The organism is Streptomyces sp. NPDC003697 (genome assembly GCF_053587115.1).
The window spans coordinates 114,353-137,971 of record NZ_JBSFNN010000005.1 but is presented as its reverse complement, the minus strand read 5'-3'; the positions used below and the strand labels follow the sequence as shown (position 1 = coordinate 137,971).

Genomic DNA, 23,619 nt, shown 5'->3' with positions numbered 1-23,619 from the left:
CTGAGGGCCGTCGTCACCGCCGTCGGCCCGCCATCTGTTCGAGTCGGGCGATGCGCTCCGCCATCGGCGGGTGCGTGGAGAACATCTTCGCCAGCCCCTGGCCGGGGCGGAACGGGTTCGCGATCATCATGTGACTCACCGTCTCGATGCGCGGCTCCGGCGGCAGCGGGAGCTGCTTGGTGCCGACCTCCAGCTTGCGCAGGGCGCCCGCGAGGGCGAGGGGGTCGCCGGTGAGCTGGGCGCCGGACGCGTCCGCCTCGTACTCCCTGGAGCGGCTGATGGCGAGCCGGATCAGGCTGGCCGCGAGCGGGCCCAGTATCAGGATCAGCAGCATGCCGAAGAGGCCGGGCCCCTCGTCGTCGTCGGAACGGCCGACGGGGATCAGCCAGGCGAAGTTCACCAGGAACATGATCACTGAGGCGAGGGCGCCGGCCACGGACGAGATGAGGATGTCGCGGTTGTAGACGTGGCTGAGCTCGTGGCCGATGACGCCGCGCAGCTCGCGCTCGTCGAGGAGGCGCAGGATGCCGTCCGTGCAGCACACGGCGGCGTTGCGCGGGTTGCGGCCGGTGGCGAAGGCGTTCGGCGCCTCCGTCGGGGAGATGTACAGGCGCGGCATGGGCTGGCGGACCTGGCTGGAGAGCTCGCGGACCATGCGGTACAGGCCCGGGGCCTCGAACTCGCTGACGGGCCGGGCACGCATCGCCCTCAGGGCCAGTTTGTCGCTGTTCCAGTACGCGTACGCGTTGGTGCCGAGGGCGACGAGGACCGCGACGACGAGCCCTGTGCGGCCGAAGAAACTGCCGATGACGATGATGAGGGCGGACAGTCCCCCGAGGAGTACTGCGGTCCTGAGCCCGTTGTGCCGGCGGTGCACGGTACGCCCTCCAAGTGGTGCGGCAGGGGAACCCTTGGCTTGCTGCAGTCACGCCACTGGGCCGTGGTGTCACGTCCAGTGGACCCTTTCGTACTGGTCAACGCCGGGCGGGGACCCCTGGTTCCCTGGTGTTGCGGCGGCGCGCGGGCCGTCCGGGTGAGCGGTACGCCGGTCGGCTCGCGCGCAGAAGGCCGAGTGCCCCTCGCCCGCGGGGCGATGCCTGCGCACGGAAACGGGGGCCGGGCGCCGGGAGCCGGCGGTCGCGCCGGGCATCTTGATACGGGCGCGGCCGCGCCCGGGCATGGGTGCGGTCCCGTCGTGAGACGGGCGCGGCACCGCCGTTGGACGGGCGCGGCCCGTCAGAACAGACCCGTGCCCGCGAACCGCAGGACCAGCTGCGGCGCGCCCGAGAGGGCGATGCCGAGGACGGCCGTCAGGGCGAGCGCGGCGGTGAGCGGGGCCGGGATGCGGTGCCCGGCCGGCTCGCCCTCGGGGGCCCGGAAGAGCAGGGCCGTCCACTGCAGGTAGTAGAAGAGCGCGATCACGACGTTGACGGCCATGACGACGGCGAGCCAGCCAAGTCCGGCCTCCACCGCCGCCGAGAACACGGTGACCTTGGCGAACAGGCCGATGACACCTGGCGGCAGCCCGGCGAGGCACAGCAGGAAGAAGGCGAACAGCAGGGCGGTCAGCGGGTTCGTGGCGTACAGGCCCCGGTAGTCGCTGATCCGGTTGCCGGGCCGCGTACGGCCGACCAGCGCGGCGACCGCGAAGGCGCCGAGGTTGACGGCGGCGTACATGAGCGCGTACGCGACCGTGGAGCCGATCGACTTGCCGGCGTCCTTCGAGTAGCCCGCCGCGGCGATCGGCACGAGCAGGTAGCCGGCCTGGCCCACGGACGACCAGGCCAGCAGCCGGACCGCGCTGAACGCGCGCGTGGCCTGCTGGCGCAGGGCTCCGACGTTGCCGACCGTCATGGTGAGCGCGGCCAGCGCCGCGAGCGCCGGACCCCAGACATCGGCGTACGAGGGGAAGGCGACGACGGTGACGAGGATGAGGCCGGTGAAGCCGACCGCCTTGCCGACGACCGACAGGTAGGCGGCGATCGGCAGCGGCGCGCCCACGTAGGTGTCGGGCACCCAGAAGTGGAACGGGACGGCGGCCGTCTTGAAGGCGAAGCCGACGAGGGTGAGGACGACGCCGGTCTGGGCGAGCGTGTTCAGCTGCCCGTCGACGTGCTGGAGGCGGTCGGCCACCTGGCTCAGGTACAGGGTGCCGGTGGACGCGTAGACGAAGCTGATGCCCAGCAGGCTGACGGCCGTCGCGGTGACCGAGGACAGGAAGAACTTCAGGGCCGCGTCGGACGAGCGGCGGTCGCCGTGCCGGATGCCGACGAGCGCGAAGGCGGGCAGGGAGGCCACCTCCAGGGCGACGATCAGGGTCGCCAGGTCGCGGGAGGCCGGCAGCAGCGCCGCGCCCGCGGCGGAGGACAGCACCAGGAACCAGTATTCGCCCTGGGCGAGTGCCCGGCGCTCGTCCTTCAGGGCCGTGACGGACAGCAGGGCGGCCAGCAGGGCACCGCCGAGGACGAGGAACTGGATGACGAGGGTGAAGCGGTCGGCCGTGTAGCTGCAGACGCCGGCCCGGCCGGTGAGGCAGAACGTGGCGCGGTCACCGTCCAGCAGCGGCAGCAGGGCCAGCGCGGACGCGGCGAGCCCCGCGATCGAGACCCAGCCGAGCAGGGGTTTGCGCGGCTCGGGCAGGAAGAGGTCGGCGACGAGCACGGCGAGGGCGGCCACGGCCGTGATCAGGGGCGGCGCAACGGCGACCCAGTCGACGGACTGGATCACCGAGGCGGCCAGGGGCTGGGCCGGGGAGCTCATCGGGTGCCTCCTGCGAGGAGCTGCTGCACGGCCGGGTCGGTCAGCCCGAGCAGGGTCTTGGGCCACAGTCCGGCGACGACGATGAGGGCGACGAGCGGGGTCCAGGCCGCGAACTCGTAGCCGCGCACGTCGGGCAGGTGCGGCGCGTCCTGCGGTTCGGCGCCCATGCAGACGCGGCGGACCACGACGAGCAGGTACGCGGCGGTCAGCAGGGTGCCGAACGCTCCGATCGCCGTGAAGGTGAGGAACGCGGGGCGGGCGAGACCGACGGCGGGCCGGAACGCGCCGAACAGGGCCAGCATCTCGCCCCAGAAACCGGCCAGGCCGGGCAGGCCGAGAGAGGCGACCGCGCCGAAGGCGAGCAGACCGCCGAGGCGGGGTGCCCTGCCGTACAGGGCGGCCCCCGTCTTCTCGGACAGGGTGTCGAGGTCGGTGGTGCCGGTGCGGTCCTTCAGCGCGCCGACCAGGAAGAACAGCAGGCCGGTGATGAGGCCGTGGGCGATGTTGGCGAACAGCGCGCCGTTGACGCCGGTGGGGGTCATGGTGGCGATGCCGAGCAGGACGAAGCCCATGTGACCGACGGAGGAGTAGGCGATGAGCCGCTTGAGGTCGCCCTTGGCACCCCGTTTGGCCAGGGCGAGGCAGGCCAGGGACCCGTAGATGATCCCGACGACGGCGAACGCGGCGAGGTAGGGCGCGAAGGTGCGGAAGCCGTCGGGAGCGACCGGCAGGAGGATGCGGACGAACCCGTACGTGCCCATCTTCAGCAGCACGCCGGCCAGCAGGACGGAGCCGACGGTCGGCGCGGCGGTGTGGGCGTCCGGCAGCCAGCTGTGCAGGGGCCACATCGGGGTCTTGACCGCGAGTCCGATCCCGACCGCCAGTACCGCGACGACCTGCACGGACGCGGTCAGCGACCGGCCGTTGTCAGTGGCGAGTGCCACCATGTCGAACGTGCCCGCCTTGATCCCGATCAGGAGCAGGCCGAGCAGCATGACGACCGAACCGAGCAGCGTGTAGAGGATGAAGCGCCAGGCGGCGGCCCGGCGGTTCTCGCCGCCCCAGCGGGCGATGAGGAAGTACATCGGGACGAGCACCGTCTCGAACGCGAGGAAGAACAGCAGCAGGTCGAGGACGGCGAAGGACGCGAGCGTGCCGGACTCGAGGACGAGCAGCAGCGCGACGAACGCCTTCGGGCCGGGGCCCGCGGCCTGCGGCGCCGGCTGCTCGTGCTGCTGCCTGAAGTAGCTGTACAGCGCGCAGAGGAAGGTCAGCAGCGCGGTCAGGACGACGAGGGGGAGGGAGATGCCGTCGATGCCGAGGTGGATGCGCACGTGGAGTGCGGGGATCCAGCTGATGTCCGTCGTGGCCTGCATCCTCGACGGGTGGTCGTGGTCGAAGCCGAGCGCGAGGGCGATCGCGGCGACGAGGACGGCGCCGGTCACGGTGACGCCGTGCCGCAGCACGGCCTGCTCGGGTGACTTCCCCTTCAGTCCCGGCGGGGCGGGCAGCAGGGCGGCGAGCGCGCCGATGAGCGGGCCGACGACGACGAATGCCAGAAGGAACTGCATCACGGACTCGTTGATACCGATCACGCCTGCTCACGCTCCCGTGGCGACGAGGACGACGACGACCGTCAGGACGACGGTGCCGGCGAGCAGAGCGCTCACATAGGTCTGCACATTGCCGGTCTGGGCGCGCCGTACGGCGGCACCGGCCCAGCGGGGTAGGGCGCCGGCGCCGCGTACGTAGGTCTCCACGACCTCTCGGTCGAGGAACCGGACGAGGCTCGCTGCGGCCAGCACCGGGCGGACGAAGAGGGTCTCGTACACGGCGTCGAGGTGGAACCCGGCGGCCGCGTGCCGGTGCAGCGGGCCGAGGAGCAGCCGTCCCGGGTCGGCCGGGTCGGACGCGTAGGCGATGTCGCCGTAGGCGGGCCTGTGGGTGGCGATGGCCTCGGCCTCGACGAGTCCGGCGTCCGCCTCCGGGTGGGCGGCGACCGCGCCCAGGGGGACAGCGGCGGCGAGCGCGGTGGTGTGCCGCCAGGCGGCGTAGGTGACGATGCCGCCGACCAGGGCCACGCCCGTGCCGAGCACGGAGGTGGTCAGGGCCGGGGTGAGGCTGCGGCCGTCGAACCAGTCGGGCAGCAGCCGGAAGGTGAAGGCGCCGAACGCCAGGGAGGGCACGGCGAGCACCCACAGCACGGCGTTCATCACCGCGGGCTGCCTGCCGTGGTCGGGGGCCTCGGTGCCCCGGCCGCAGAAGGCCAGCAGCCACAGGCGCGTGGCGTACGCGGCGGTGAACAGGGCCGTGAGCAGGCCGGCGACGAGGACGAGCCAGCCCGCCGCGCCGGGTGCGTGCTGTGTGTGGCCGGTCGCGACGTGCTCGGCGGCGCCGAGGATGGACTCCTTGGAGAAGAACCCGCTGAACGGCGGGATCGCGGCGAGCGCGAGGAGCGCCACGGTCATCGTCCAGTAGGCGTCGGGGACGCGGTCGCGCAGGTGGTTCATGCGGGACATGGCGGCGAGCGAGTTGGTGCCGGCCGCGTGGATGACCACGCCGGCCGCGAGGAACAGCAGCGCCTTGAAGGCGCCGTGGGACAGGAGGTGGAAGACGGCGGCGCCGCGGTCGCCGACGGCGAGGGCGCCGGTCATGTAGCCGAGCTGCCCGATCGTCGAGTAGGCGAGGACACGTTTGATGTCGTCCTGGGCGAGCGCGGCGACGGCGGAGCCGGTCATCGTCACGGCGGCCATGACGGCGAGGACGACCATCGCGGCCGAGGAGGCCTGGAAGAGGGGAAGGAGCCGGGCGACGAAGTAGACACCGGCGGCGACCATCGTCGCGGCGTGGATGAGCGCGGAGACGGGCGTGGGGCCCGCCATCGCGTCGGGGAGCCAGGTGTGCAGCGGGAACTGCGCGCTCTTGCCCGCGACGCCGGCGAGCAGCAGCAGGGCGATCACCGTCGGGTGGTCCAGGCCGCCGCTCGCGACCGCGCCGAGGATCCTCGTGATGCGGAAGGACCCGGTGCCGGCGGCCAGGGCGAACAGCCCGATCAGGAAGGGCACGTCGCCGAGCTTGGTGACCAGGAAGGCCTTCAGGGAGGCGGCGCGGGCCTCCGGGGTCTGCCAGTAGTGGCCGACGAGGAAGTACGAGCAGATGCCCATGACCTCCCAGCCGACCAGCAGCACCATCAGGTCGCCCGAGTAGACCACGAGCAGCATCGCGGAGGTGAACAGGGAGACGAGAGCGGCGTACGAGGGGTAGCGCGGGTCGTCGCGCAGGTAGCCCGTCGAGTACAGCTGCACGCAGGTCGCGACGACGGTGACCAGTACGGCGACCAGGGCGGCGTAGCCGTCGATGTGCAGGGCGAGGTCGACGGGGACCGAGCCGGTGGGCGCGAGCTCGGTGGCCGCGTCGATCGGCCGGCCGCCGCCCTGGCGTGCGGCGACGAGCACGGCGACCAGGAAGGAGGCGAGGGTCGGCACAACGGCGAGCGGGCGGACGAAGCCGGGGGCCGTGCGGCCGAGCAGCAGGCCGGCCGCGGCGCCCAGGAACGGCAGGAGGGGGACGAGGACGGCGAGGGTGGTCGTGGTCACGCGGTGGCCTCAGCCTTCTCAGCGGCCGTCGCGGTCGCGGGGGCGTCGCTGCCGGGGCCGTCGCCGGGGCCCTCGGCGGCGTCGCGGAGGCGGTCGATGTCCGAGGTGCCGCGGTTGCGGTGGACGGCGAGGACGATCGCCAGACCGATGCCGATCTCGGCGGCGGCGATGGCGATGGTGAACAGGGTCAGGGCCTGGCCGGAGTGCAGGGTCTCCTGCGCGGCCTTGCTCAGCCAGACGTCGAAGGCGACCAGGTTCAGGTTGACGGCGTTGAGCATCAGCTCGACCGACATCAGGACCAGGATCGCGTTGCGCCGGGCGAGGACGCCGTACAGGCCCGTGCAGAAGAGGAGGGCGGAGAGCACGGCGGGATAGACGAGGTGCATCAGCGGACCCCTTCCTCGGCGGCCTGGTCGCCCTGGGTGGCCTGTCCGCCCGGGGTGGCCTGTCCGCCCGGGGTGGCCTGTCCGGTCCGCGTGGCCTGTGCGCTTGCGGCGGCCGGGGCGCCGGCGTCCGCATTGGCCTTGCGGGACAGGACGATCGCGCCGACCAGGGCGGCCAGGAGGAGGACGGAGAGGGCCTCGAAGGGGAGGACCCAGTTCTGGAACAGGCTTTCGCCGGTGACCCGCGTCGAGCCGGCCGCGGCTCCGTCGAGGTCGATCCAGGTCGTGCGGAAGGCATCGGCGACGACCCAGACGAGGGCGGCCGCCGCGGCCACGGCGACGGTCAGGGCGGCCCAGCGGTTGCCGGAGTCGGCGTTCGGGGAGCGGCCGATGGGCGCCCTGGTGAGCATCAGACCGAACAGGAGGAGGACGACGACGGACCCGACGTAGATGAGGACCTGCACCCACGCGATGAACTCGGCGGTGAGCAGGAGGTACTCGACGGCGAGACCGCCGAGGGCCACCACCAGCCACAGGGCGGCGTGCACCAGCTGCCGGGTGGTGACGGTGACGAGCGCGGCACCGAAGGTGACCAGGCCGACGAGGAGGAAGGCGACCTCCACCCCCGTCGGGGAGAGGAAGCCGGGGGTTCCGGCGGCGGTCGTGGTGTGCGCTGCGGAGGCGGCGAGGCTCACGCGTCCCCCTCCTGCTCTCGCGTCTCCGGCCGCGGGGCCTGCGCGGCCGCCGTGGTGTCCGTGGGCTCCGCGATCTCCGCGGCCTGTGCGGCCGCGAGCTTGTCGGCGGTCCTGCGGGCGGCGGCGACCTCCTTCGGCTCCTCCGCACCGGGGTCGAGGGGCGGCGGGGCCGGCACCGTCCACATCCACTCGCGGAGCTTGTCCCGCTCGTGGGTGAGATCGCGGATGTCGGTCTCGGCGTACTCGAACTCCGGGGACCAGAACAGCGCGTCGAACGGGCAGACCTCGATACAGATGCCGCAGTACATGCACAGCGAGAAGTCGATGGCGAAGCGGTCGAGGACGTTGCGGCTGCGCTCACGGCCGGCGGGGGTCGCCGCCGGGATCGTCTCCTTGTGGGAGTCGATGTAGATGCACCAGTCCGGGCACTCCCGGGCGCAGAGCATGCAGACCGTGCAGTTCTCCTCGAACAGACCGATGACGCCGCGGGTGCGGGGCGCGAGCTCGGGCTGGACGTCCGGGTACTGCTCGGTGACGGCCTTCCTGGTCATCGTGCGCAGGGTGACGGCCAGCCCCTTGGCGAGGCCGCTGCCGGGAAGGGACCGGCGGGGCCGCCCGGAGGGCGCCGCCGGGGTGCCGTGGTCGTGGGAGGGGCCGGACATGGCTACCGGATCACCACCTTGACGATGCCGGTGAGGGCGATCTGGGCGAGGGAGAGAGGGACGAGAAGGGTCCAGGAGAGCTTCTGGAGCTGGTCCTCGCGCAGCCTGGGATAGGTGGCGCGCAGCCAGATCACGACGAACGCGAGGATCGCGGTCTTCAGCAGGGTCCATACCCAGCCGAGGCCGTCGGCGCCCCACGGGCCGTGCCAGCCGCCGAGGAAGAGGACGGTGGTCAGTCCGCACAGGACGATGATCCCGGCGTACTCGGCCAGCAGGAACAGGGCGAAGCGCAGACCGGTGTACTCGGTGTAGGCGCCGAAGATGATCTCCGAGTCGGCGACGGGCATGTCGAACGGCGGGCGCTGCAGCTCGGCGAGTCCGGCGACGAAGAAGACGATCGCACCGACGACCTGCCAGGGCAGCCACCACCAGTGGAAGGCGTCGAGGATGCCGGGGATCGAGACGGTGCCGGCCGCCATCGCCACGGAGGCGGCGGCGAGCAGCATCGGCAGTTCGTAGGCGAGGAGCTGGGCGGCGGTGCGCAGGCCGCCGAGGAGGGAGAACTTGTTCGCGGAGGCCCAGCCGGCCATGAGGGAGCCGAGGACGCCGACGCCCATGACGGCGAGGACGAAGAACACACCCGCGTCCACGACCTGGCCGACCGCGCCCTCGCTGGGGCCGATCGGGACGACGAGCAGCACCAGGAGGTAGGGCAGCAGGGCGACGGCGGGCGCGAGCTGGAAGATGCGGCGGTCCGCACCGGCGGGGACCACGTCCTCCTTCTGCGCGAACTTCACGCCGTCCGCGATGAGCTGGGCCCAGCCGTGGAAGCCGCCGGCGTACATCGGGCCGAGACGGCCCTGCATGTGCGCCATCACCTTGTGCTCCGTCTGACCGACGATCAGCGGGAAGGTCAGGAAGACGACGAAGACGACCAGGAGTCGCAGAGCGACGTCTGCCACGTCGTTCACCGCGGGCCTCCTTCGGGGTCGTCGTCCTGGGTCGGGGGTGAGGTGGTGTCGCGAGCAGCTGCGGGACGGCTGCGACCGGGCGCCGCGTCGGCTCCGTCACGGCCGGACGCGTCGGCTCCGTCACGGCCGGACGCGTCGGCTCCGTCACGGCCGGACGCGTCCTCGGCGCGGTCGCGGCCAGGCGCCTCGGCACCGTCCCCGCCCGGCGCCTCGGCGCGGTCGTGGTCAGGCGCCTCGGCGCGGTCGTGGTCCGGCGCCTCGGCGCGGTCGCGGCTGCGCTCGTCGGCGGGGGCCACGGCCGGGTCGGCCGACCGGTCACCCCTCGGCCGGTCGGCCGGGGCGCTCGGCGGTTCCTCCGCCCTGGCACCGCCCGGGCCATCGGCCGGGGTGACGGTCGGGTCGGTTGCCTGGTCGCCGTTGGTCGGCCTGGTGGCCGGGGTGGCGGGGGGCTCGGCCGTCGGGGGCTCCGGAGGGTTCGGGCGGGTGCCGTGTTCCGGGGCGGCCGTCGAGGAGGGGGCGGGTCCGGACGGCTGCTCGTCCGGCTCACCTGGCCTCGGCTCTGCTTCAGGTTCCTCGAACGCCGGCCGGGCGTGGTGCCAGGGAGCGTCCGAGCTGCGCGGGGCCGTGGGCGGCTTCGTGGAGCGGGCCGCCGCCGCCCGGGCTCGCTGGGAGGCCGAACCCTCGCTCGCGCTGCGCGCGCGGCGCGGCCCGGCGGGCGGAGTCGTGGATGCGGCCGTTTCCGGCCGTTCGCTCCGCCGTTCCTGCCGCTGGGAGGCGGAGCCCTCGGAAGCGCTGCGGGCACGGCGCGGGCCGGTCGGACTCGCCGGGCCGGCCGCCGCGCCCGCACCCGTGGGGTCCGTCGGGTCCGTCGCCGTCGGTTCCCCGGACGTCGACGGCTGGGCGGTCGTCCCGCCGGTTCCCTCGGGCGGGCGGACCGGCTCGTGGGCCACCGACGCCTCGCCGGCCGGGCCGTCCACCGGTGGTATCCGGGTGGTGGCGCCCTCGGACGCCACCTGCTTCTCCGTAGCCGCGCCCTCGCCCGCCGCCGGTGCCTCAGGCGCCGTTCCCCCGGCCACCGACGGCCGCTCGGGCGCAGCAGCCGTGCCTTCGGCGGCGCTCGCAGTAGCCGCCGTGCCGTCCGCGGTATCCGGAGCGGTCGGTGCGGCCGGAGATGCGTTCGCCGTGTCCTCGCGGCGGGCCTCGGTCTGGCTCACCGAGCCCTCGCCCGCGCTGCGCATCCGGCGTGGCCGCGCCGCCGGGCCCGTGCCCGGGCCGACCGCCGGCGCGGCCGCCGGACCGGACGACGTTGTCTCGCTCCCCTCGGCCGCGGAGGCCGCCGCCGAGGGCGCGGCCTGGCCGGCGGACCCCTCCGCCGCCGTGCGCGTACGGCGAACCGGACGCTCGCCCGCCGCCCCTCCCGCCGCCGCGCGCCCGGCCGCCCGCGCGGGGCGGGCCGGGGCAGGCGGCAGCTGGCCCTTCAGCGGGCCCCACTCGTTGGGGTCGGGCACGCCCGGGGGCAGCATCTGGCGCCGCTTGGGGCCACCGTGCTCGGACTCGCCCGGCTCCTTGGCGCCGGGCCAGGCCTTGGCGACGCGGGCCGCCAGGACGAAGTCCTTGCGCAGCGGATGGCCCTCGAACGTCTCCGGCAGGAGGAGGTGGTCCAGGGCCGGGTGGCCCTCGAAGACCACGCCGAACATCTCGTGCGTCTCGCGTTCGTGCCAGGCGGCGCCCGCGTAGACGTCCACGGCGCTGGGCAGGACCGGGCTCTCGTGCGGGACGGTCGTCCGCACGAGCAGCCGCCGGACCGGGGCCAGGGCGACGACGTGCGCCGAGACGCGGAAGCCCGTGCCCGGTTCGTCGACCGCGCTCAGCCAGTCGAAGTAGGTGCAGCCCAGCTCGTCGCGGGCGGTCCGCAGGGCGGGGACCCAGGCCGCGGCCGGTACGTCCACCGTCAGGAGCTCGTACGACTCCTGCGCCGTGGCCTCGGCGCCGAAGAGTTCCTCGGCGGGCGCGGGCAGCCAGCCGACCGCGGTCATCGCCCCTCCTCCGCCGCGTCCGCCCGGTCGGCGGAACCCGGACCCGCCTGCGCCGCCGGACCCGGAGCCGAACCCGCCTCCGCCGACTCCGCCTCCGGCGGCTTCACCAGCCCGCTCTGCAGCGCGGCGGCCGAGGGGCGCGCGGTGCCGGTCCCGTACCGCTCCCCCAGCGACTCCCGCGCGATCTTCTCCTGGAGCTTGAGGATGCCCTGGAGCAGCGCCTCGGGCCGGGGCGGGCAGCCGGGGACGTAGACGTCCACCGGGATGACCTGGTCGACGCCCTTGGTGACGGCGTAGGAGTCCCAGTACGGGCCGCCGCAGTTGGCGCAGGCGCCGAAGGAGATGACGTACTTCGGCTCGGGCATCTGCTCGTACAGGCGCTTCACCGCCGGTGCCATCTTGTCCGTCACCGTGCCGGAGACGACCATCAGGTCGGCCTGGCGCGGGCCCGGCGCGAACGGGATCACGCCGAGGCGGATGAAGTCGTGGCGGGCCATCGACGCGGCGATGAACTCGATGGCGCAGCAGGCGAGACCGAAGTTGAAGACCCAGAGCGAGTAGCGGCGGCCCCAGTTCAGGACGACCTTCATCGGCTCGGGGGCCAGGCGCGCGAGCGCGCCGAGCCGCTTCGGCTCCGGCAGCGGCACCGGGGCCGGAACCGGCACCGCGCCCTGGACGGTCTCGGGGGTCGAGGGGTTCACGTCCATGCCAGGACGCCCTTCTTGTATGCGTACAGCAGGCCCACGGCCAGGAAGCCGAGGAAGACGAACATCTCCACGAGCGTCGCCGCGCCGTAGCCGGGGGCGGCGAAGACCGTCGCCCAGGGGAACAGGAAGATCGAGTCGACGGCGAAGATCACGTACAGGAACGCGTAGACGTAGTAGCGGACCTGGGTGTGCGCCCAGCCCTCGCCGACCGGGTCGACGCCGCACTCGTACGTCATGAGTTTCTCGGGCGTGGGGACGACGGGGCGCAGCAGGCGGCCCGCGCCGAAGGCCACGGCGACGAAGAGCACGCCCACGAAGGCGAGCAGTCCGACGACCGAATAGGACTGGAAGTAGTCCGCCGCGACGACGGCGGTCGACTCCGGCAACGTCTCCCGCACCGTCCGTTCCTCTCCCTCGGCCTGCGGTTCACGGGCCCTGGTTCCGCCGGGGCGCGCGGACCGGGTGCCCGTCCCCCGGACCGCGGTGCCGGGTCACCCGTGCCCTGCGTGAATCCTGTGTTCGACGCTCTGTACGCACGGGAGTCTAGGCCCTGCTAAAGAAACGGTAAGCAGCCCGTCGCGCCTTGGGACGCGGTGGTGGGGTTTTCCCCCGTGACCCAGGGCGGACGACCTCATGGCGCCGCAGCACGCGGCGCGGCACGCTGACCTCTATGACCGCCCCTGAAACCGTATTCGTCTCCTCCGCCGGCCGGGCGGCGGCCGGATCCGAGGACCGCCTGCCCGCGGCTCGTCCCGCCTACGAACTGCCCACCTGGAAGGAGATCACGCATCTCCTGACGAACCTGCCCATGGCCCTGCTCGGCTTCGTCTACGTGATGACGGTGCTGTTCACCGGCGCCGCGCTGACGCTCACCGTGATCGGTTTCCCGCTGCTCGCGCTCGGGCTGACGGGTTCCCGGCAACTCGGCAGGCTGGAGCGCGCCCGGGCCAGGGCGCTGCTCGGGCTGCGGATCGACGAGCCGAGCCCGCTGCCGCTCGGCCGGACGAAGGGCCTGTTCGACCGGCTGTGGCTGATCCTGAAGGATCCGGTGGCCTGGCGCACGGTCCTGTACGACCTCGTCCGGCTGCCCTGGGGTGTTCTCACCTTCACCGTCACGCTGGTCTCACTGTTCGTGCTGTGGCCGGTGCTGCCGTACCTGGCGCGGGCCCTGACGAACGTGGACCGGGCGATGGCGCGGGCGCTGCTGTCGCCCTCCGACGAGCTGGAGCGGCGGATCGCGGAGCTGGAGTCGGACCGCGGGACCGTGGTCGACACGGCCGCCGCCGACCTGCGGCGCATCGAGCGGGACCTGCACGACGGCGCCCAGGCACGGCTGGTCAACCTGGCCATGGGGCTGGGCCTGGCCAAGGAGAAGCTGCTGGAGGGCCAGGTGGACGAGCACGTGGCGGCGATGGTCGAGGAGGCGCACGGCGAGGTGAAGCTCGCGCTGCAGGAGCTGCGCGACCTGGCCCGGGGCATCCACCCGGCCGTCCTGACGGACCGCGGCCTGGACGCCGCGCTGTCGGCCGTGGCCTCCCGCTGCACCGTGCCGGTGAAGGTGACGGCCGACCTGGCCACGCGCCCCGCGGCGGCCATCGAGGGCATCGCCTACTTCACCGTCTCCGAGCTGCTGCAGAACGTCAGCAAGCACAGCGGCGCGACGTCCGCCGCCGTCGACGTGTGGCGGTCCGAGGGCCGGCTGCTCCTGCAGGTCTGGGACGACGGGCGTGGCGGCGCGGCCCTCGACGGCGGCTCGGGCCTGCGCGGCCTGGCCGAACGGCTGGACGCCGTGGACGGCGTGTTCGTCGTCGAGTCGCCGGCCGGCGGCCCGACCACCGTCACGGCCGAGCTGCCCTGGCGGGACCGCGCGGACGGCGCCCGGACGGGATGACCCGCCCCGGGGGTGGGGAAAACCCCCCGCCCGAGACGCCGACGGCCTCCATGGTCCGGTGACCTGCGGCCGAGCAGTCTGGAGGTACGGCGGCGGGCCGACCGGACGTTCCGCCGCAGACCGCAGACAGACCGCAAGACGCAGAACGCAGACGAGGGACGGGACGACGCCGATGGCCACCGAGTACGGACAGGGGTACGGGTCCCGCAGCGGGACCGGACACCGCGGCACGGGCCGGGACGAGGGCTCCGCGGAAGGACGGCACCGGCTGCCCGCCGGGCTGCGGGCGCCGTTCGAGGCACGCAGTTGGCGCGAGTTCGGTTATGTGCTGCTGAGTCTGCCGGTCGGCATCGCGCTGTTCACGTACGCCGTCACGACGGTGTCGCTGGGTGCCGGCCTGCTGGTGACGTTCCTGGGCGTGCCGGTGCTGGCGGCGGCGCTGACGGGCTGCCGCGGGCTGGGTGCGCTGGAGCGGGCGCGGGCGCGCGGGCTGCTGGGCCTGCGGGTGGCCGAACCGCAGCCGCTGCGGCCGCGGAAGCCGGGCCCGATGGCTTGGACGGGTGCGGTCCTGAAGAGCGGCACCTCGTGGCGGGCCCTGCTGTACGCGCTGGTGCAGTTCCCGTGGGCGGTGTTCTCCTTCACGGTCGCGGTGACCGTGTGGACCCTCGGCTGGGGGCTGCTGACGTATCCGCTGTGGTTCTGGGTCTTCCCGGCGTACGCCGGCGCGGACGGCATCCAGCTCTACGGCGACGGGCACCACGGCATCTACCTCGACAACCCGTTCGAGATCACGACGACGGCGCTGGTCGGGCTGCTGTTCACGCTGGCTGGTCCGTGGATCGTGCGGGCGCTGACGACGGTGGACCGGCTGCTGGTGCACGGGCTGCTCGGGCCGTCCCGGCTGTCGGCGCGCGTGGTCGAGCTGGAGTCGGACCGCGGGGTCGTGGTCGACACGGCCGCCGCCGACCTGCGGCGCATCGAGCGGGACCTGCACGACGGTGCCCAGGCCCGCCTGGTCAACCTGGCCATGGACCTCGGCCTGGCCAAGGAGAAGCTCGCGGAGGATCCGCAGACGGCGGCGCGGATGGTGGACGAGGCGCACGGCGAGGTGAAGACGGCGCTGCGGGAGCTGCGGGACCTGGCGCGGGGCATCCACCCGGCGGTGCTGACGGACCGCGGCCTGGACGCCGCGCTGTCCGCGGTCGCCTCCCGCTGCGCCGTACCGGTGCGGGTGGAGGTGGACCTGGCGGAGCGGCCGGCACCCGCGATCGAGGGCATCGCCTACTTCACGGTCTCCGAACTGCTGCAGAACATCAGCAAGCACAGCGGTGCCACGTCCGCCACCGTCGACGTGTGGCGGTCCGACGACCGGCTGATGCTCCAGGTCGGGGACGACGGGGCCGGCGGGGCCGACGCGTCGAAGGGTTCGGGGCTGGCGGGCCTCGCCGAGCGGCTGGAGGCGGTGGACGGGATCCTGCTGGTCGACTCGCCGGCGGGCGGTCCGACCCGGGTGACCGCGGAGCTGCCCTGGCGCGGCTGACCGCACCCGCGAACAGTGCCGGGCGCCCGGGCGGGTGCCCGGCACCGGCGCGCCCCCTGCCGGGCACCGGCCGTGTGTCGATCTCGTTCCGCTCTTCCCCCGGGCCGGGCGCGGAACGGTCCGGATGCTGGAATGCTGGACCCCGTCGTACGGACGGCGCGTGGGCGAGGTTGCGGGGGGACCGAAGATCATGGAGGACAGGGTGCGGGTGGTCATCGCCGAGGACTCGGTGCTGCTCAGGGAGGGGCTGACCCGGCTGCTGAGCGACCGCGGGCACGAGGTCGTGGCGGGTGTCGGCGACGCCGAGGCGCTGCTCAGGACCATCGCCGAGCTGCACGCCGAGCAGGAGCTGCCGGACGTGGTCGTGGCGGACGTCCGGATGCCGCCGACGCACACCGACGAGGGGGTGCGGGCGGCGGTGCAGTTGCGCAGGGCGCATCCCGGTCTCGGCGTGCTGGTGCTGTCGCAGTACGTGGAGGAGCGGTACGCCACCGAGCTGCTGGCCGGTTCCAGTCGCGGCGTCGGGTACCTGCTCAAGGACCGCGTGGCCGAGGTGCGGGAGTTCGTGGACGCGGTGGTGCGGGTGGCACGGGGAGGCACGGCCCTCGACCCCGAAGTGGTGGCACAGCTCCTCGGGCGCAGCCGCAAGCAGGACGTGCTCGCGGGACTCACGCCCCGGGAGCGCGAGGTCCTCGGCCTCATGGCCGAGGGAAGGACCAACTCCGCGGTCGCGCGGCAGCTCGTGGTGAGCGACGGAGCCGTCGAAAAGCACGTCAGCAACATCTTCCTGAAGCTGGGCCTGTCCCCGAGCGACGGGGATCATCGGCGTGTTCTCGCGGTTCTCACCTATCTGAACTCCTGACGGGCCGACACTGGGTCACGGACGACGCGATCGATCGGTGCGCGAGCGCGGGCGGGTAGGCATGGGCGGGACGCCGGAACCGGCGAGCGGGCGCGCAGTGCCCTCGAGGAAGGTTCCGGCGGCGAACGGAGCTGCGCGAGGGGGAGCGACACGGCGTTTCGTGCTGCGTCCATGATGCGAAAGGCACAAGGAAGGCGACCCTGACGGTCGTAGGGTTGATCCTGGGAAGGTCTTCGGGAAGGCCGCTCCCACACAGCCGCCTCTAAGGAGGTCCAGTTCAGTGACCAGCCAGGTCAGCAGTCCAGCGGAGCAGGCCGACGGAGCCGTCGTGGGAGAGCAGCGCAGGGCAGCCGGGACGAAGGACGTCCGTCGTCTGAATCGGGTGATCATCCGGTTCGCGGGTGACTCGGGTGACGGTATGCAGCTCACCGGGGACCGGTTCACCTCGGAGACGGCGTCCTTCGGGAACGACCTGTCCACACTGCCGAACTTCCCGGCCGAGATCCGGGCGCCCGCCGGCACCCTGCCGGGTGTGTCGTCCTTCCAGCTCCACTTCGCCGACCACGACATCCTCACTCCGGGCGACGCGCCGAACGTGCTGGTGGCGATGAACCCGGCGGCGCTGAAGGCCAACATCGGCGACCTGCCGCGCGGTGCGGAGATCATCGTCAACACCGACGAGTTCACCAAGCGCGCCATGCAGAAGGTCGGCTACTCCACCTCCCCGCTGGAGGACGGCTCGCTGGACGGCTACAGCCTCCACCCGGTGCCGCTCACGACCCTGACGGTGGAGGCGCTGAAGGAGTTCGACCTCAGCCGCAAGGAGGCCGAGCGCAGCAAGAACATGTTCGCGCTGGGTCTGCTGTCGTGGATGTACCACCGGCCGACGGAGGGCACCGAGGAGTTCCTGACCAGGAAGTTCGCGAAGAAGCCGGCCATCGCGGCGGCGAACATCGCCGCCTTCCGGGCGGGCTGGAACTTCGGCGAGACGACGGAGGATTTCGCGGTCTCCTACGAGGTGGCGCCGGCGGCTGCGGCGTTCCCGGTGGGCACCTACCGCAACATCTCCGGGAATCTGGCGTTGGCGTACGGGTTGATCGCGGCCTCCCGCCAGGCGGATCTGCCGCTCTTCCTGGGCTCGTACCCGATCACCCCGGCATCCGACATCCTGCACGAGCTGAGCCGGCACAAGAATTTCGGGGTGCGCACCTTCCAGGCGGAGGACGAGATCGCCGGGATCGGGGCGGCGCTGGGCGCGGCGTTCGGCGGGTCGCTGGCGGTGACCACCACCTCCGGCCCCGGAGTGGCGCTGAAGTCGGAGACGATCGGACTGGCGGTGTCGCTGGAGCTGCCGCTGCTGGTCGTCGACATCCAGCGCGGTGGGCCGTCGACGGGGCTGCCGACGAAGACGGAGCAGGCGGATCTGCTGCAGGCGATGTACGGCCGCAACGGTGAGGCACCGGTGCCGGTGATCGCGCCGAGCACGCCGGCGGACTGCTTCGACGCAGCCCTGGACGCGGCGCGGATCGCGCTGACCTACCGCACGCCGGTGATGCTCTTGTCGGACGGCTACCTGGCCAACGGCTCCGAGCCGTGGCGGATCCCGGAGCTGGAGGAGCTGCCGGATCTGAGCGTGCGCTTCGCGAGCGGTCCCAACCACACCCTGGCCGACGGGCGGGAGGTGTTCTGGCCCTACAAGCGTGATCCGCACACGCTGGCCCGGGCCTGGGCGGTGCCGGGCACGCCGGGGCTGGAGCACCGCATCGGCGGGATCGAGAAGCAGGACGGCACCGGCAACATCTCCTACGACCCGGCCAACCACGACTTCATGGTCCGCACCCGCCAGGCCAAGATCGACGGCATTCAGGTGCCCGAGGTGAGCGTGGACGATCCCGACCAAGCCGCCACCCTGGTGCTGGGCTGGGGCTCGACGTACGGGCCGATCACGGCGGCGGTCCGCAGGCTGCGAGGCGAGGGGCGGGCGATCGCGCAGGCGCACCTGCGCCACCTCAACCCCTTCCCGCCCAACCTCGGCGCGGTCCTTTCCCAATACGACAAGGTGGTGATCCCCGAGATGAACCTCGGCCAGCTCGCCACCCTCATCCGCGCCAGATACCTGGTCGACGCCCGCAGCTTCAACCAGGTCAACGGCATGCCGTTCAAGGCCGAACAGCTCGCGACGGCTCTGAAGGAGGCCATCGATGACTGACACCTCCACCGAGAACAGGGCACCGGCCCAGGCACTGTCGCTGGTGCCGAAGGCCGAGGCGAAGCAGTCCATGAAGGACTTCAAGTCCGACCAGGAAGTGCGCTGGTGCCCGGGCTGCGGCGACTACGCCATCCTCGCCGCCGTCCAGGGCTTCATGCCCGAGCTCGGGGTGGCCAGGGAGAACATCGTCTTCGTCTCCGGCATCGGCTGCTCCTCCCGCTTCCCGTACTACATGAACACCTACGGGATGCACTCCATCCACGGCCGCGCCCCCGCCATCGCCACCGGCCTGGCCACCTCACGGCGCGACCTGAGCGTGTGGGTGGTCACCGGAGACGGCGACGCGCTGTCCATCGGCGGCAACCACCTCATCCACGCCCTGCGCCGCAACGTCAACCTCAAGATCCTGCTGTTCAACAACCGCATCTACGGCCTGACCAAGGGCCAGTACTCCCCCACCTCCGAGATCGGGAAGATCACCAAGTCCACGCCGATGGGCTCCCTGGACGCCCCCTTCAATCCCGTCTCGCTCGCCCTGGGAGCCGAGGCGTCCTTCGTCGCCCGCACGATCGACTCCGACCGCCGCCACCTCACCGACGTGCTGCGCGCCGCCGCCGCCCACCCCGGCACCGCGCTGATCGAGATCTACCAGAACTGCAACATCTTCAACGACGGCGCCTTCGACGCCCTCAAGGACACCCAGCGCGCCCAGGAAGCACTCATCCGGCTCGAACACGGCAAGCCGATCCGGTTCGGCCCGGACGGCTCCCGCGGCGTGGTCCGCGACCAGCGGACCGGCGACCTCGAAGTCGTCACCGTCACGCCCGGAACCGAGACCGACATCCTCGTCCACGACGCCCACGCCGCCTCCCCGACCACCGCCTTCGCCCTCTCCCGCCTCGCCGACCCCGACACCCTCCACCACACCCCCATCGGCGTGTTCCGCTCCATCGACCGTCCCGTCTACGACACCCAGATGGCCGACCAACTCGACACCGCCGTAGAACACCACGGCAAGGGCGACCTCGCCGCACTCCTGGCCGGCGGCGACACCTGGACAGTCGTCGGCTGAGCGATACGGGCTCTCCTCACGATTCACGACTCACGACTCACGACTCACGACTCACGAGGCCCGGGCGGTGCGCGCCCGGGCCTCGTCGTGTGCCGGGGCGGGCCAGGTCAACTTTCTAAAAGTTAGCGCCTCCTCTATGGTTAGTGTCAGTCATCCCCTCAGGAGGTCCGTCATGAGCATCGTCGTCACCGGCGCCACCGGCCGCCTCGGCCGCCTCGTCGTGGAACAGCTGCTGGAGAAGGTCCCGGCCGACCACGTCACGGCCGTGGTCCGCACCCCGGAGAAGGCCGCCGACCTGGCCGAGCGCGGTGTACGCCTCGCGGTCGCCGACTACAACGCCCCCGAGACCTTCGACGGCCTGTTCTCGGCAGGTGACAAGGTCCTGCTCATCTCCGGCAGCGAGGTGGGCGGGGACCGTGTCCGGCAGCACAAGGTCGTCATCGACGCCGCCAGGGCGGCCGGTGTCGCCCTGCTCGCCTACACCAGCGCGCCCGGCACCCTGCAGGCCGCCCTCGCCGACGACCACCGCGGCACCGAACAGGCTCTGCTGGCCTCCGGCCTGCCGTACACGCTGCTGCGCAACGGCTGGTACCACGAGAACTACACCGAGCAGCTCGCCCCCGTGCTGGCGCACGGCGCCGTCGTGCAGGCGGCGGGCGAGGGCCGGATCTCCTCCGCCGCCCGCGCCGACTACGCGGCCGCCGCGGTGGCGGTGCTGACCGGCGAGGGCCACGAGAACGCCACCTACGAGCTGGGCGGGGACGAGGCGTGGAGCTTCGCCGAGTTCGCCGCCGAGCTGAGCCGGCAGACCGGCAGGGAGATCGCCTACCGACCGGTCTCCGTCGAGGAGTACCAGGGCGTCCTGACCGGCGCCGGGCTGCCGGGGCCGCTCGCCGCGGTCCTGGCGGGCGTGGACGCGTCCATCGAGAGGGGCGAGCTGGTCGTCACCAGCGGCGACCTGTCCCGCCTGGCCGGCCGCCCGGCCACGCCGCTCGCCGAGGCGATCGCCGTCGCCCTCAAGGGCTGATCGCGGCCACCGGGCCCGGGACGGGGGAGACAGCCGTCCGCGCCCGCCGTGACCGTACGAGGCTCGCCCGTCATGGGCGTACGACGCCCGCCTGTCATGACCGTATGGCGATACGGACATGACAGGCGGGGGCGCCCGGCGTTACCTTCGTGCATGCTGCACGCACGCAGCCGGGCATGAAGGAGGGACCCGTGACCGAGAAGTCGCCGGGCGAGCGGCGCACAGGACTGCTGAACGGGATCGCGGCCTACGGGATGTGGGGCCTGGTGCCCCTGTTCTGGCCTCTCCTGAAGCCCGCCGGAGCGGCGGAGATCCTGGCCCACCGGATGGTGTGGTCCCTCGGCTTCGTCGCCGTCGCCCTGCTCTTCGTACGGCGCTGGGCCTGGGCGGGCGAGCTGCTGCGGCAGCCGCGTCGGCTCGGCCTCATAGTCGTCGCGGCCGCGGTGATCACCGTGAACTGGGGCGTGTACATCTGGGCCGTCAACAGCGGGCACGTCGTCGAGGCGTCCCTCGGCTACTTCATCAACCCGCTGGTCACCATCGCGATGGGCGTGCTGCTGCTGAAGGAGCGGCTGCGGCCCGTGCAGTGGGTAGCGGTCGGCGTCGGTCTCGCCGCCGTGGTCGTGCTGGCCGTCGGCTACGGCCGCCCGCCGTGGATCTCCCTGTGCCTGGCCTTCTCCTTCGCCACCTACGGCCTGGTCAAGAAGAAGGTCAACCTCGGTGGCGTCGAGTCGCTGGCCGCCGAGACCGCGGTCCAGTTCCTGCCCGCGCTCGGCTATCTGCTGTGGCTGTCCGCGCAGGGCCGCTCCACCTTCGCCACCGAGGGCGCCGGACACGCCGTCCTGCTGGCCTCCACCGGTGTCGTCACCGCGCTGCCGCTGGTCTGCTTCGGCGCGGCCGCGATCCGGGTGCCCCTGTCGACGCTGGGCCTGCTCCAGTACCTCGCCCCGGTCTTCCAGTTCCTGCTCGGCATCCTCTACTTCCACGAGTCGATGCCCCTCGAGCGCTGGGCCGGATTCGCGCTGGTGTGGCTGGCGCTGTCGCTGCTGACCTGGGACGGGCTGCGCGCGGCGCGCAGGGCTGCCGTCCTGCGCGCGCGGATCGGCGCCCCCCGGACGGCGCCCGTGGCCACCCCCGACCCGGTGGACGTCTGACGGCGGGCCCAGGCCCGCGGCCCGGACCGCGTCCCGCACGGCGCGGGGGCGCGCTCCCGGGGCCCGGCGTTTCCGTTGCCCGCGCGTCCGTGCACCCACTAGAAGTGGCTCCATGACACAGACGTCCGCGGCCGCGCCGCTGCACTGGAAGCTCGTCGTCGACGCCGCCGACCCGCACACGCAGGCCGACTTCTGGGCCGGCGCGCTGCGCTACGAGATCGAGGACAACAGCGCCCTCATCGAGCGACTGCTGGAGATCGGCGCGCTGCCGGGCGAGGCCACCGTCGAGTTCCACGGCCGCCCGGCCTTCCGGGACCTGGTGGGCGTACGGCATCCCGACGACCCCTACGACACCGAGCGCGGTACCGGGCTGGGGCGGCGGCTGCTGTTCCAGCGGGTGCCGGAGCCGAAGTCCGGCAAGAACCGGCTCCACCTCGACCTGCATCCCGGCGAGGACCGGCGCGCGCAGGAGGTGGAGCGGCTGACGGCGCTCGGCGCGAGCGTGCTGCGCCACGTGCGGGAACCCGCCGGGGAGTGGGTGGTCATGGCCGACCCGGAGGGCAACGAGTTCTGCGTGGCCTAGGGCCTGTCTCCGCGGCGTCGCATCCCCCGGCAGGGCCGGACAGGCTGCGACACCCGGGCTCAGCCCGCCGCCGTGCGGGCGGCCCGCTCCGTGAGGCGGCCCATACGGGCTCGGGCGGACTCCAGCCGTTCCACGTCCTCGGCCGCGGGGCCGTCCTCTGCGGTGAGGTCGGACCACAGGCCGATCAGGTCGCAGCCGAGCAGCAGGCCCTCCTCCGGATCACGGACGGCGCGCCAGGCGGTGGCCGCGCTCTGGACGTTGCCGTAGGAGCCCTCCGCGTCCCGGAGCCGGCGGCGGACGCGGGCGAGGCCGAGCGAGAGCCGGCACGCCCGGACCGGGTCGCCGCCCAGGTAGGCGATGTACGCGCCGAGTTCGCGCAGGGCCAGCACCTCGGGGTGCTCGGGGCCGAGCGCGGCGGACGCCTCCGTGACGGCCCGCTCGGCGAGCGCCGCCGCCGTCTCGATCCGCCCCTCTTTCACCGCCTCGCTGATCCGCGCCGTCGGCTCGGCGAGCAGCGCACGGCCCCCTTCCCCGACGAGGGTCCGCGGATCGTCCCCGAGCACCGCCTCGGCGACGGCGTCGAACCCGCGGGCCGGGGTGGGCGCGGACACCGGTTCGGGCTCGGCGGTACGCCCGGGCACGGAACCGGGCACGGACGCCCGGCGGGGCGCCGGGGAGGCGGGCACGGACCGCGTGCCGGGCGCGGGCGCCATGGCGGCGGGTGCGGGTGCGGGTCCGGGCCCAGGCGAGGGGGTGGGCTGCGTGCCCGGCACGGCGGCGGGCGCGGAGGCCAGGTGCGTGCCGGGCGCGGCCGCGGGGGGCGCGACGGGCGCGGGCGCGGACCGCGTGACGGGCGCGGGCGCCATGGCGGCGGGTGCGGGACGGCTCGGGGAGGGGGGCTGCTCGGCCGGGGGCGCGGGCAGGGCGGACGGGGAGCGGTAGGCGGCGGGGGTGGACGCCGGTTCGGCCGGATGCGCCGTGGGCACGGGTCCGGGGTGCATCACCGGGGGCGGGCCGAACTCCCCCGTGGGCGCCGCGGCCGTCCCGTAGGGCACACCCCGGACCGCCCCGGGGGCCGGCGGCCGCGCCTGCGGCACCGCCTGCCGCGCCGGCGGCACGGCCGAGGGTTCCGACGTCAGGGAGCTGGATCCGTCGCCGTGGACGCGAAGCGGTACGGCGTAACCGCTGCGTTCGTCGGTGATCGTGGCGAGGACGGGACGGCCGGCCGCCAGGGCGAGGCGCCGCAGGTGGTTCAGCACGGCCTGCTGGATCTCCTCGCCGGGTGCCGTACGGACCGGGACACCGTCGACCGACGCGCACCCGCCGTGCGCCGGCACATGGACGGCGACCGGCGCTGCCGAGGGTGCCGCCGCGTGCGCGGCACCCCGCTGATCCCGCTGGTTCTCGCGGCTGGCTCCAGACATCGGCTTCCTCACTCGGGTGCGTGGAGCGGTCGGCGGCCCGGGTCGGA

The 23,619-nt window shown here is 73.2% G+C and carries 20 protein-coding genes; 8 read left to right on the top strand and 12 right to left on the bottom strand.

Going from position 1 to position 23,619, the window contains the following annotated elements:
* Positions 1 to 13: 13 nt before the first annotated feature.
* The 11 genes from htpX to ACWDNY_RS03605 all read right to left on the bottom strand — a co-directional run bounded on the left by htpX (position 14) and on the right by ACWDNY_RS03605 (position 12,208).
* Positions 14 to 877, bottom strand: coding sequence for a zinc metalloprotease HtpX (gene htpX, locus ACWDNY_RS03655; RefSeq protein WP_451644054.1), 864 nt, complete (start codon positions 875 to 877; stop codon positions 14 to 16).
* Between the two features lie 359 nt (positions 878 to 1,236).
* Entirely contained in the window at positions 1,237 to 2,760 is a 1,524-nt protein-coding gene (locus ACWDNY_RS03650) for an NADH-quinone oxidoreductase subunit N (RefSeq protein ID WP_451644053.1), read from the bottom strand.
* The gene (locus ACWDNY_RS03645; protein ID WP_451644052.1) at positions 2,757 to 4,355 is read right to left on the bottom strand and encodes a complex I subunit 4 family protein; all 1,599 of its coding nucleotides are present in this window, start codon (positions 4,353 to 4,355) and stop codon (positions 2,757 to 2,759) included. The genes ACWDNY_RS03650 and ACWDNY_RS03645 overlap by 4 nt, the downstream gene beginning before the upstream one ends.
* Positions 4,356 to 4,361: 6 nt before the next feature.
* Positions 4,362 to 6,356, bottom strand: coding sequence for an NADH-quinone oxidoreductase subunit 5 family protein (locus tag ACWDNY_RS03640; RefSeq protein ID WP_451644051.1), 1,995 nt, complete (start codon positions 6,354 to 6,356; stop codon positions 4,362 to 4,364).
* A complete protein-coding gene (nuoK, locus tag ACWDNY_RS03635) occupies positions 6,353 to 6,742 on the bottom strand; it encodes an NADH-quinone oxidoreductase subunit NuoK (RefSeq protein ID WP_451644050.1) in 390 nt (129 codons plus the stop codon). Before nuoK ends, ACWDNY_RS03640 begins: the two co-directional genes overlap by 4 nt.
* A complete protein-coding gene (locus ACWDNY_RS03630; protein WP_451644049.1) occupies positions 6,742 to 7,434 on the bottom strand; it encodes an NADH-quinone oxidoreductase subunit J family protein in 693 nt (230 codons plus the stop codon). The genes nuoK and ACWDNY_RS03630 overlap by 1 nt, the downstream gene beginning before the upstream one ends.
* A complete protein-coding gene (locus ACWDNY_RS03625; RefSeq protein WP_451644070.1) occupies positions 7,431 to 7,985 on the bottom strand; it encodes a 4Fe-4S binding protein in 555 nt (184 codons plus the stop codon). Before ACWDNY_RS03625 ends, ACWDNY_RS03630 begins: the two co-directional genes overlap by 4 nt.
* Positions 7,986 to 8,098: 113 nt before the next feature.
* Positions 8,099 to 9,067: a complex I subunit 1/NuoH family protein gene (locus ACWDNY_RS03620; RefSeq protein WP_451644048.1), complete on the bottom strand. Its 969-nt coding sequence runs from the start codon at positions 9,065 to 9,067 to the stop codon at positions 8,099 to 8,101.
* Positions 9,064 to 11,103, bottom strand: coding sequence for an NADH-quinone oxidoreductase subunit C (locus ACWDNY_RS03615; protein WP_451644047.1), 2,040 nt, complete (start codon positions 11,101 to 11,103; stop codon positions 9,064 to 9,066). The genes ACWDNY_RS03620 and ACWDNY_RS03615 overlap by 4 nt, the downstream gene beginning before the upstream one ends.
* Positions 11,100 to 11,810, bottom strand: coding sequence for an NADH-quinone oxidoreductase subunit B (locus tag ACWDNY_RS03610; RefSeq protein WP_451644046.1), 711 nt, complete (start codon positions 11,808 to 11,810; stop codon positions 11,100 to 11,102). The genes ACWDNY_RS03615 and ACWDNY_RS03610 overlap by 4 nt, the downstream gene beginning before the upstream one ends.
* Positions 11,801 to 12,208 carry an NADH-quinone oxidoreductase subunit A gene (locus ACWDNY_RS03605; protein WP_451644045.1) on the bottom strand — a complete coding sequence of 136 codons (408 nt, stop codon included), beginning with the start codon at positions 12,206 to 12,208 and terminating at the stop codon, positions 11,801 to 11,803. Before ACWDNY_RS03605 ends, ACWDNY_RS03610 begins: the two co-directional genes overlap by 10 nt.
* Positions 12,209 to 12,480: 272 nt before the next feature.
* Here ACWDNY_RS03605 and ACWDNY_RS03600 point away from each other — a divergent pair, with 272 nt between their 5' ends.
* The 8 genes from ACWDNY_RS03600 to ACWDNY_RS03565 all read left to right on the top strand — a co-directional run bounded on the left by ACWDNY_RS03600 (position 12,481) and on the right by ACWDNY_RS03565 (position 22,148).
* Positions 12,481 to 13,701 carry a sensor histidine kinase gene (locus tag ACWDNY_RS03600; protein ID WP_451644044.1) on the top strand — a complete coding sequence of 407 codons (1,221 nt, stop codon included), beginning with the start codon at positions 12,481 to 12,483 and terminating at the stop codon, positions 13,699 to 13,701.
* Positions 13,702 to 13,873: 172 nt separating this feature from the next.
* On the top strand, positions 13,874 to 15,241 hold the full coding sequence (locus tag ACWDNY_RS03595; protein WP_451644043.1) for a sensor histidine kinase: 1,368 nt from the start codon (positions 13,874 to 13,876) through the stop codon (positions 15,239 to 15,241).
* 190 nt (positions 15,242 to 15,431) lie between these two features.
* Positions 15,432 to 16,103 carry a response regulator gene (locus ACWDNY_RS03590; protein ID WP_451644069.1) on the top strand — a complete coding sequence of 224 codons (672 nt, stop codon included), beginning with the start codon at positions 15,432 to 15,434 and terminating at the stop codon, positions 16,101 to 16,103.
* A gap of 280 nt (positions 16,104 to 16,383) precedes the next feature.
* Positions 16,384 to 18,312, top strand: a complete 1,929-nt coding sequence (locus tag ACWDNY_RS03585) for a 2-oxoacid:acceptor oxidoreductase subunit alpha (protein ID WP_451644042.1) — start codon at positions 16,384 to 16,386, stop codon at positions 18,310 to 18,312.
* The gene (locus ACWDNY_RS03580) at positions 18,305 to 19,384 is read left to right on the top strand and encodes a 2-oxoacid:ferredoxin oxidoreductase subunit beta (RefSeq protein WP_451644041.1); all 1,080 of its coding nucleotides are present in this window, start codon (positions 18,305 to 18,307) and stop codon (positions 19,382 to 19,384) included. Before ACWDNY_RS03585 ends, ACWDNY_RS03580 begins: the two co-directional genes overlap by 8 nt.
* Positions 19,385 to 19,556: 172 nt before the next feature.
* Positions 19,557 to 20,411 carry an SDR family oxidoreductase gene (locus ACWDNY_RS03575; RefSeq protein WP_451644040.1) on the top strand — a complete coding sequence of 285 codons (855 nt, stop codon included), beginning with the start codon at positions 19,557 to 19,559 and terminating at the stop codon, positions 20,409 to 20,411.
* Between the two features lie 254 nt (positions 20,412 to 20,665).
* Positions 20,666 to 21,565 (top strand): EamA family transporter RarD, encoded by a 900-nt coding sequence (gene rarD, locus ACWDNY_RS03570; protein ID WP_451644068.1) that lies wholly within the window; start codon positions 20,666 to 20,668, stop codon positions 21,563 to 21,565.
* 112 nt (positions 21,566 to 21,677) lie between these two features.
* The gene (locus ACWDNY_RS03565; RefSeq protein WP_451644039.1) at positions 21,678 to 22,148 is read left to right on the top strand and encodes a VOC family protein; all 471 of its coding nucleotides are present in this window, start codon (positions 21,678 to 21,680) and stop codon (positions 22,146 to 22,148) included.
* 59 nt (positions 22,149 to 22,207) lie between these two features.
* Here the strand turns inward: ACWDNY_RS03565 and ACWDNY_RS03560 are convergent, their stop codons facing one another.
* A complete protein-coding gene (locus ACWDNY_RS03560; RefSeq protein WP_451644038.1) occupies positions 22,208 to 23,572 on the bottom strand; it encodes a tetratricopeptide repeat protein in 1,365 nt (454 codons plus the stop codon).
* Positions 23,573 to 23,619: the final 47 nt, after the last annotated feature.

Bases quoted from the DNA above. Each gene is read 5' to 3' on its own strand.
- ACWDNY_RS03650 (WP_451644053.1), bottom strand. From the start codon at position 2,760: ATGAGCTCCCCGGCCCAGCCCCTGGCCGCCTCGGTGATCCAGTCCGTC.
- nuoK (WP_451644050.1), bottom strand. From the start codon at position 6,742: ATGCACCTCGTCTATCCCGCCGTGCTCTCCGCCCTCCTCTTCTGCACG.
- ACWDNY_RS03625 (WP_451644070.1), bottom strand. From the start codon at position 7,985: ATGACCAGGAAGGCCGTCACCGAGCAGTACCCGGACGTCCAGCCCGAG.
- ACWDNY_RS03615 (WP_451644047.1), bottom strand. From the start codon at position 11,103: ATGACCGCGGTCGGCTGGCTGCCCGCGCCCGCCGAGGAACTCTTCGGC.
- ACWDNY_RS03610 (WP_451644046.1), bottom strand. From the start codon at position 11,810: ATGGACGTGAACCCCTCGACCCCCGAGACCGTCCAGGGCGCGGTGCCG.
- ACWDNY_RS03600 (WP_451644044.1), top strand. From the start codon at position 12,481: ATGACCGCCCCTGAAACCGTATTCGTCTCCTCCGCCGGCCGGGCGGCG.
- ACWDNY_RS03595 (WP_451644043.1), top strand. From the start codon at position 13,874: ATGGCCACCGAGTACGGACAGGGGTACGGGTCCCGCAGCGGGACCGGA.
- ACWDNY_RS03590 (WP_451644069.1), top strand. From the start codon at position 15,432: ATGGAGGACAGGGTGCGGGTGGTCATCGCCGAGGACTCGGTGCTGCTC.
- ACWDNY_RS03580 (WP_451644041.1), top strand. From the start codon at position 18,305: ATGACTGACACCTCCACCGAGAACAGGGCACCGGCCCAGGCACTGTCG.
- ACWDNY_RS03575 (WP_451644040.1), top strand. From the start codon at position 19,557: ATGAGCATCGTCGTCACCGGCGCCACCGGCCGCCTCGGCCGCCTCGTC.
- rarD (WP_451644068.1), top strand. From the start codon at position 20,666: ATGTGGGGCCTGGTGCCCCTGTTCTGGCCTCTCCTGAAGCCCGCCGGA.
- ACWDNY_RS03565 (WP_451644039.1), top strand. From the start codon at position 21,678: ATGACACAGACGTCCGCGGCCGCGCCGCTGCACTGGAAGCTCGTCGTC.
- ACWDNY_RS03560 (WP_451644038.1), bottom strand. From the start codon at position 23,572: ATGTCTGGAGCCAGCCGCGAGAACCAGCGGGATCAGCGGGGTGCCGCG.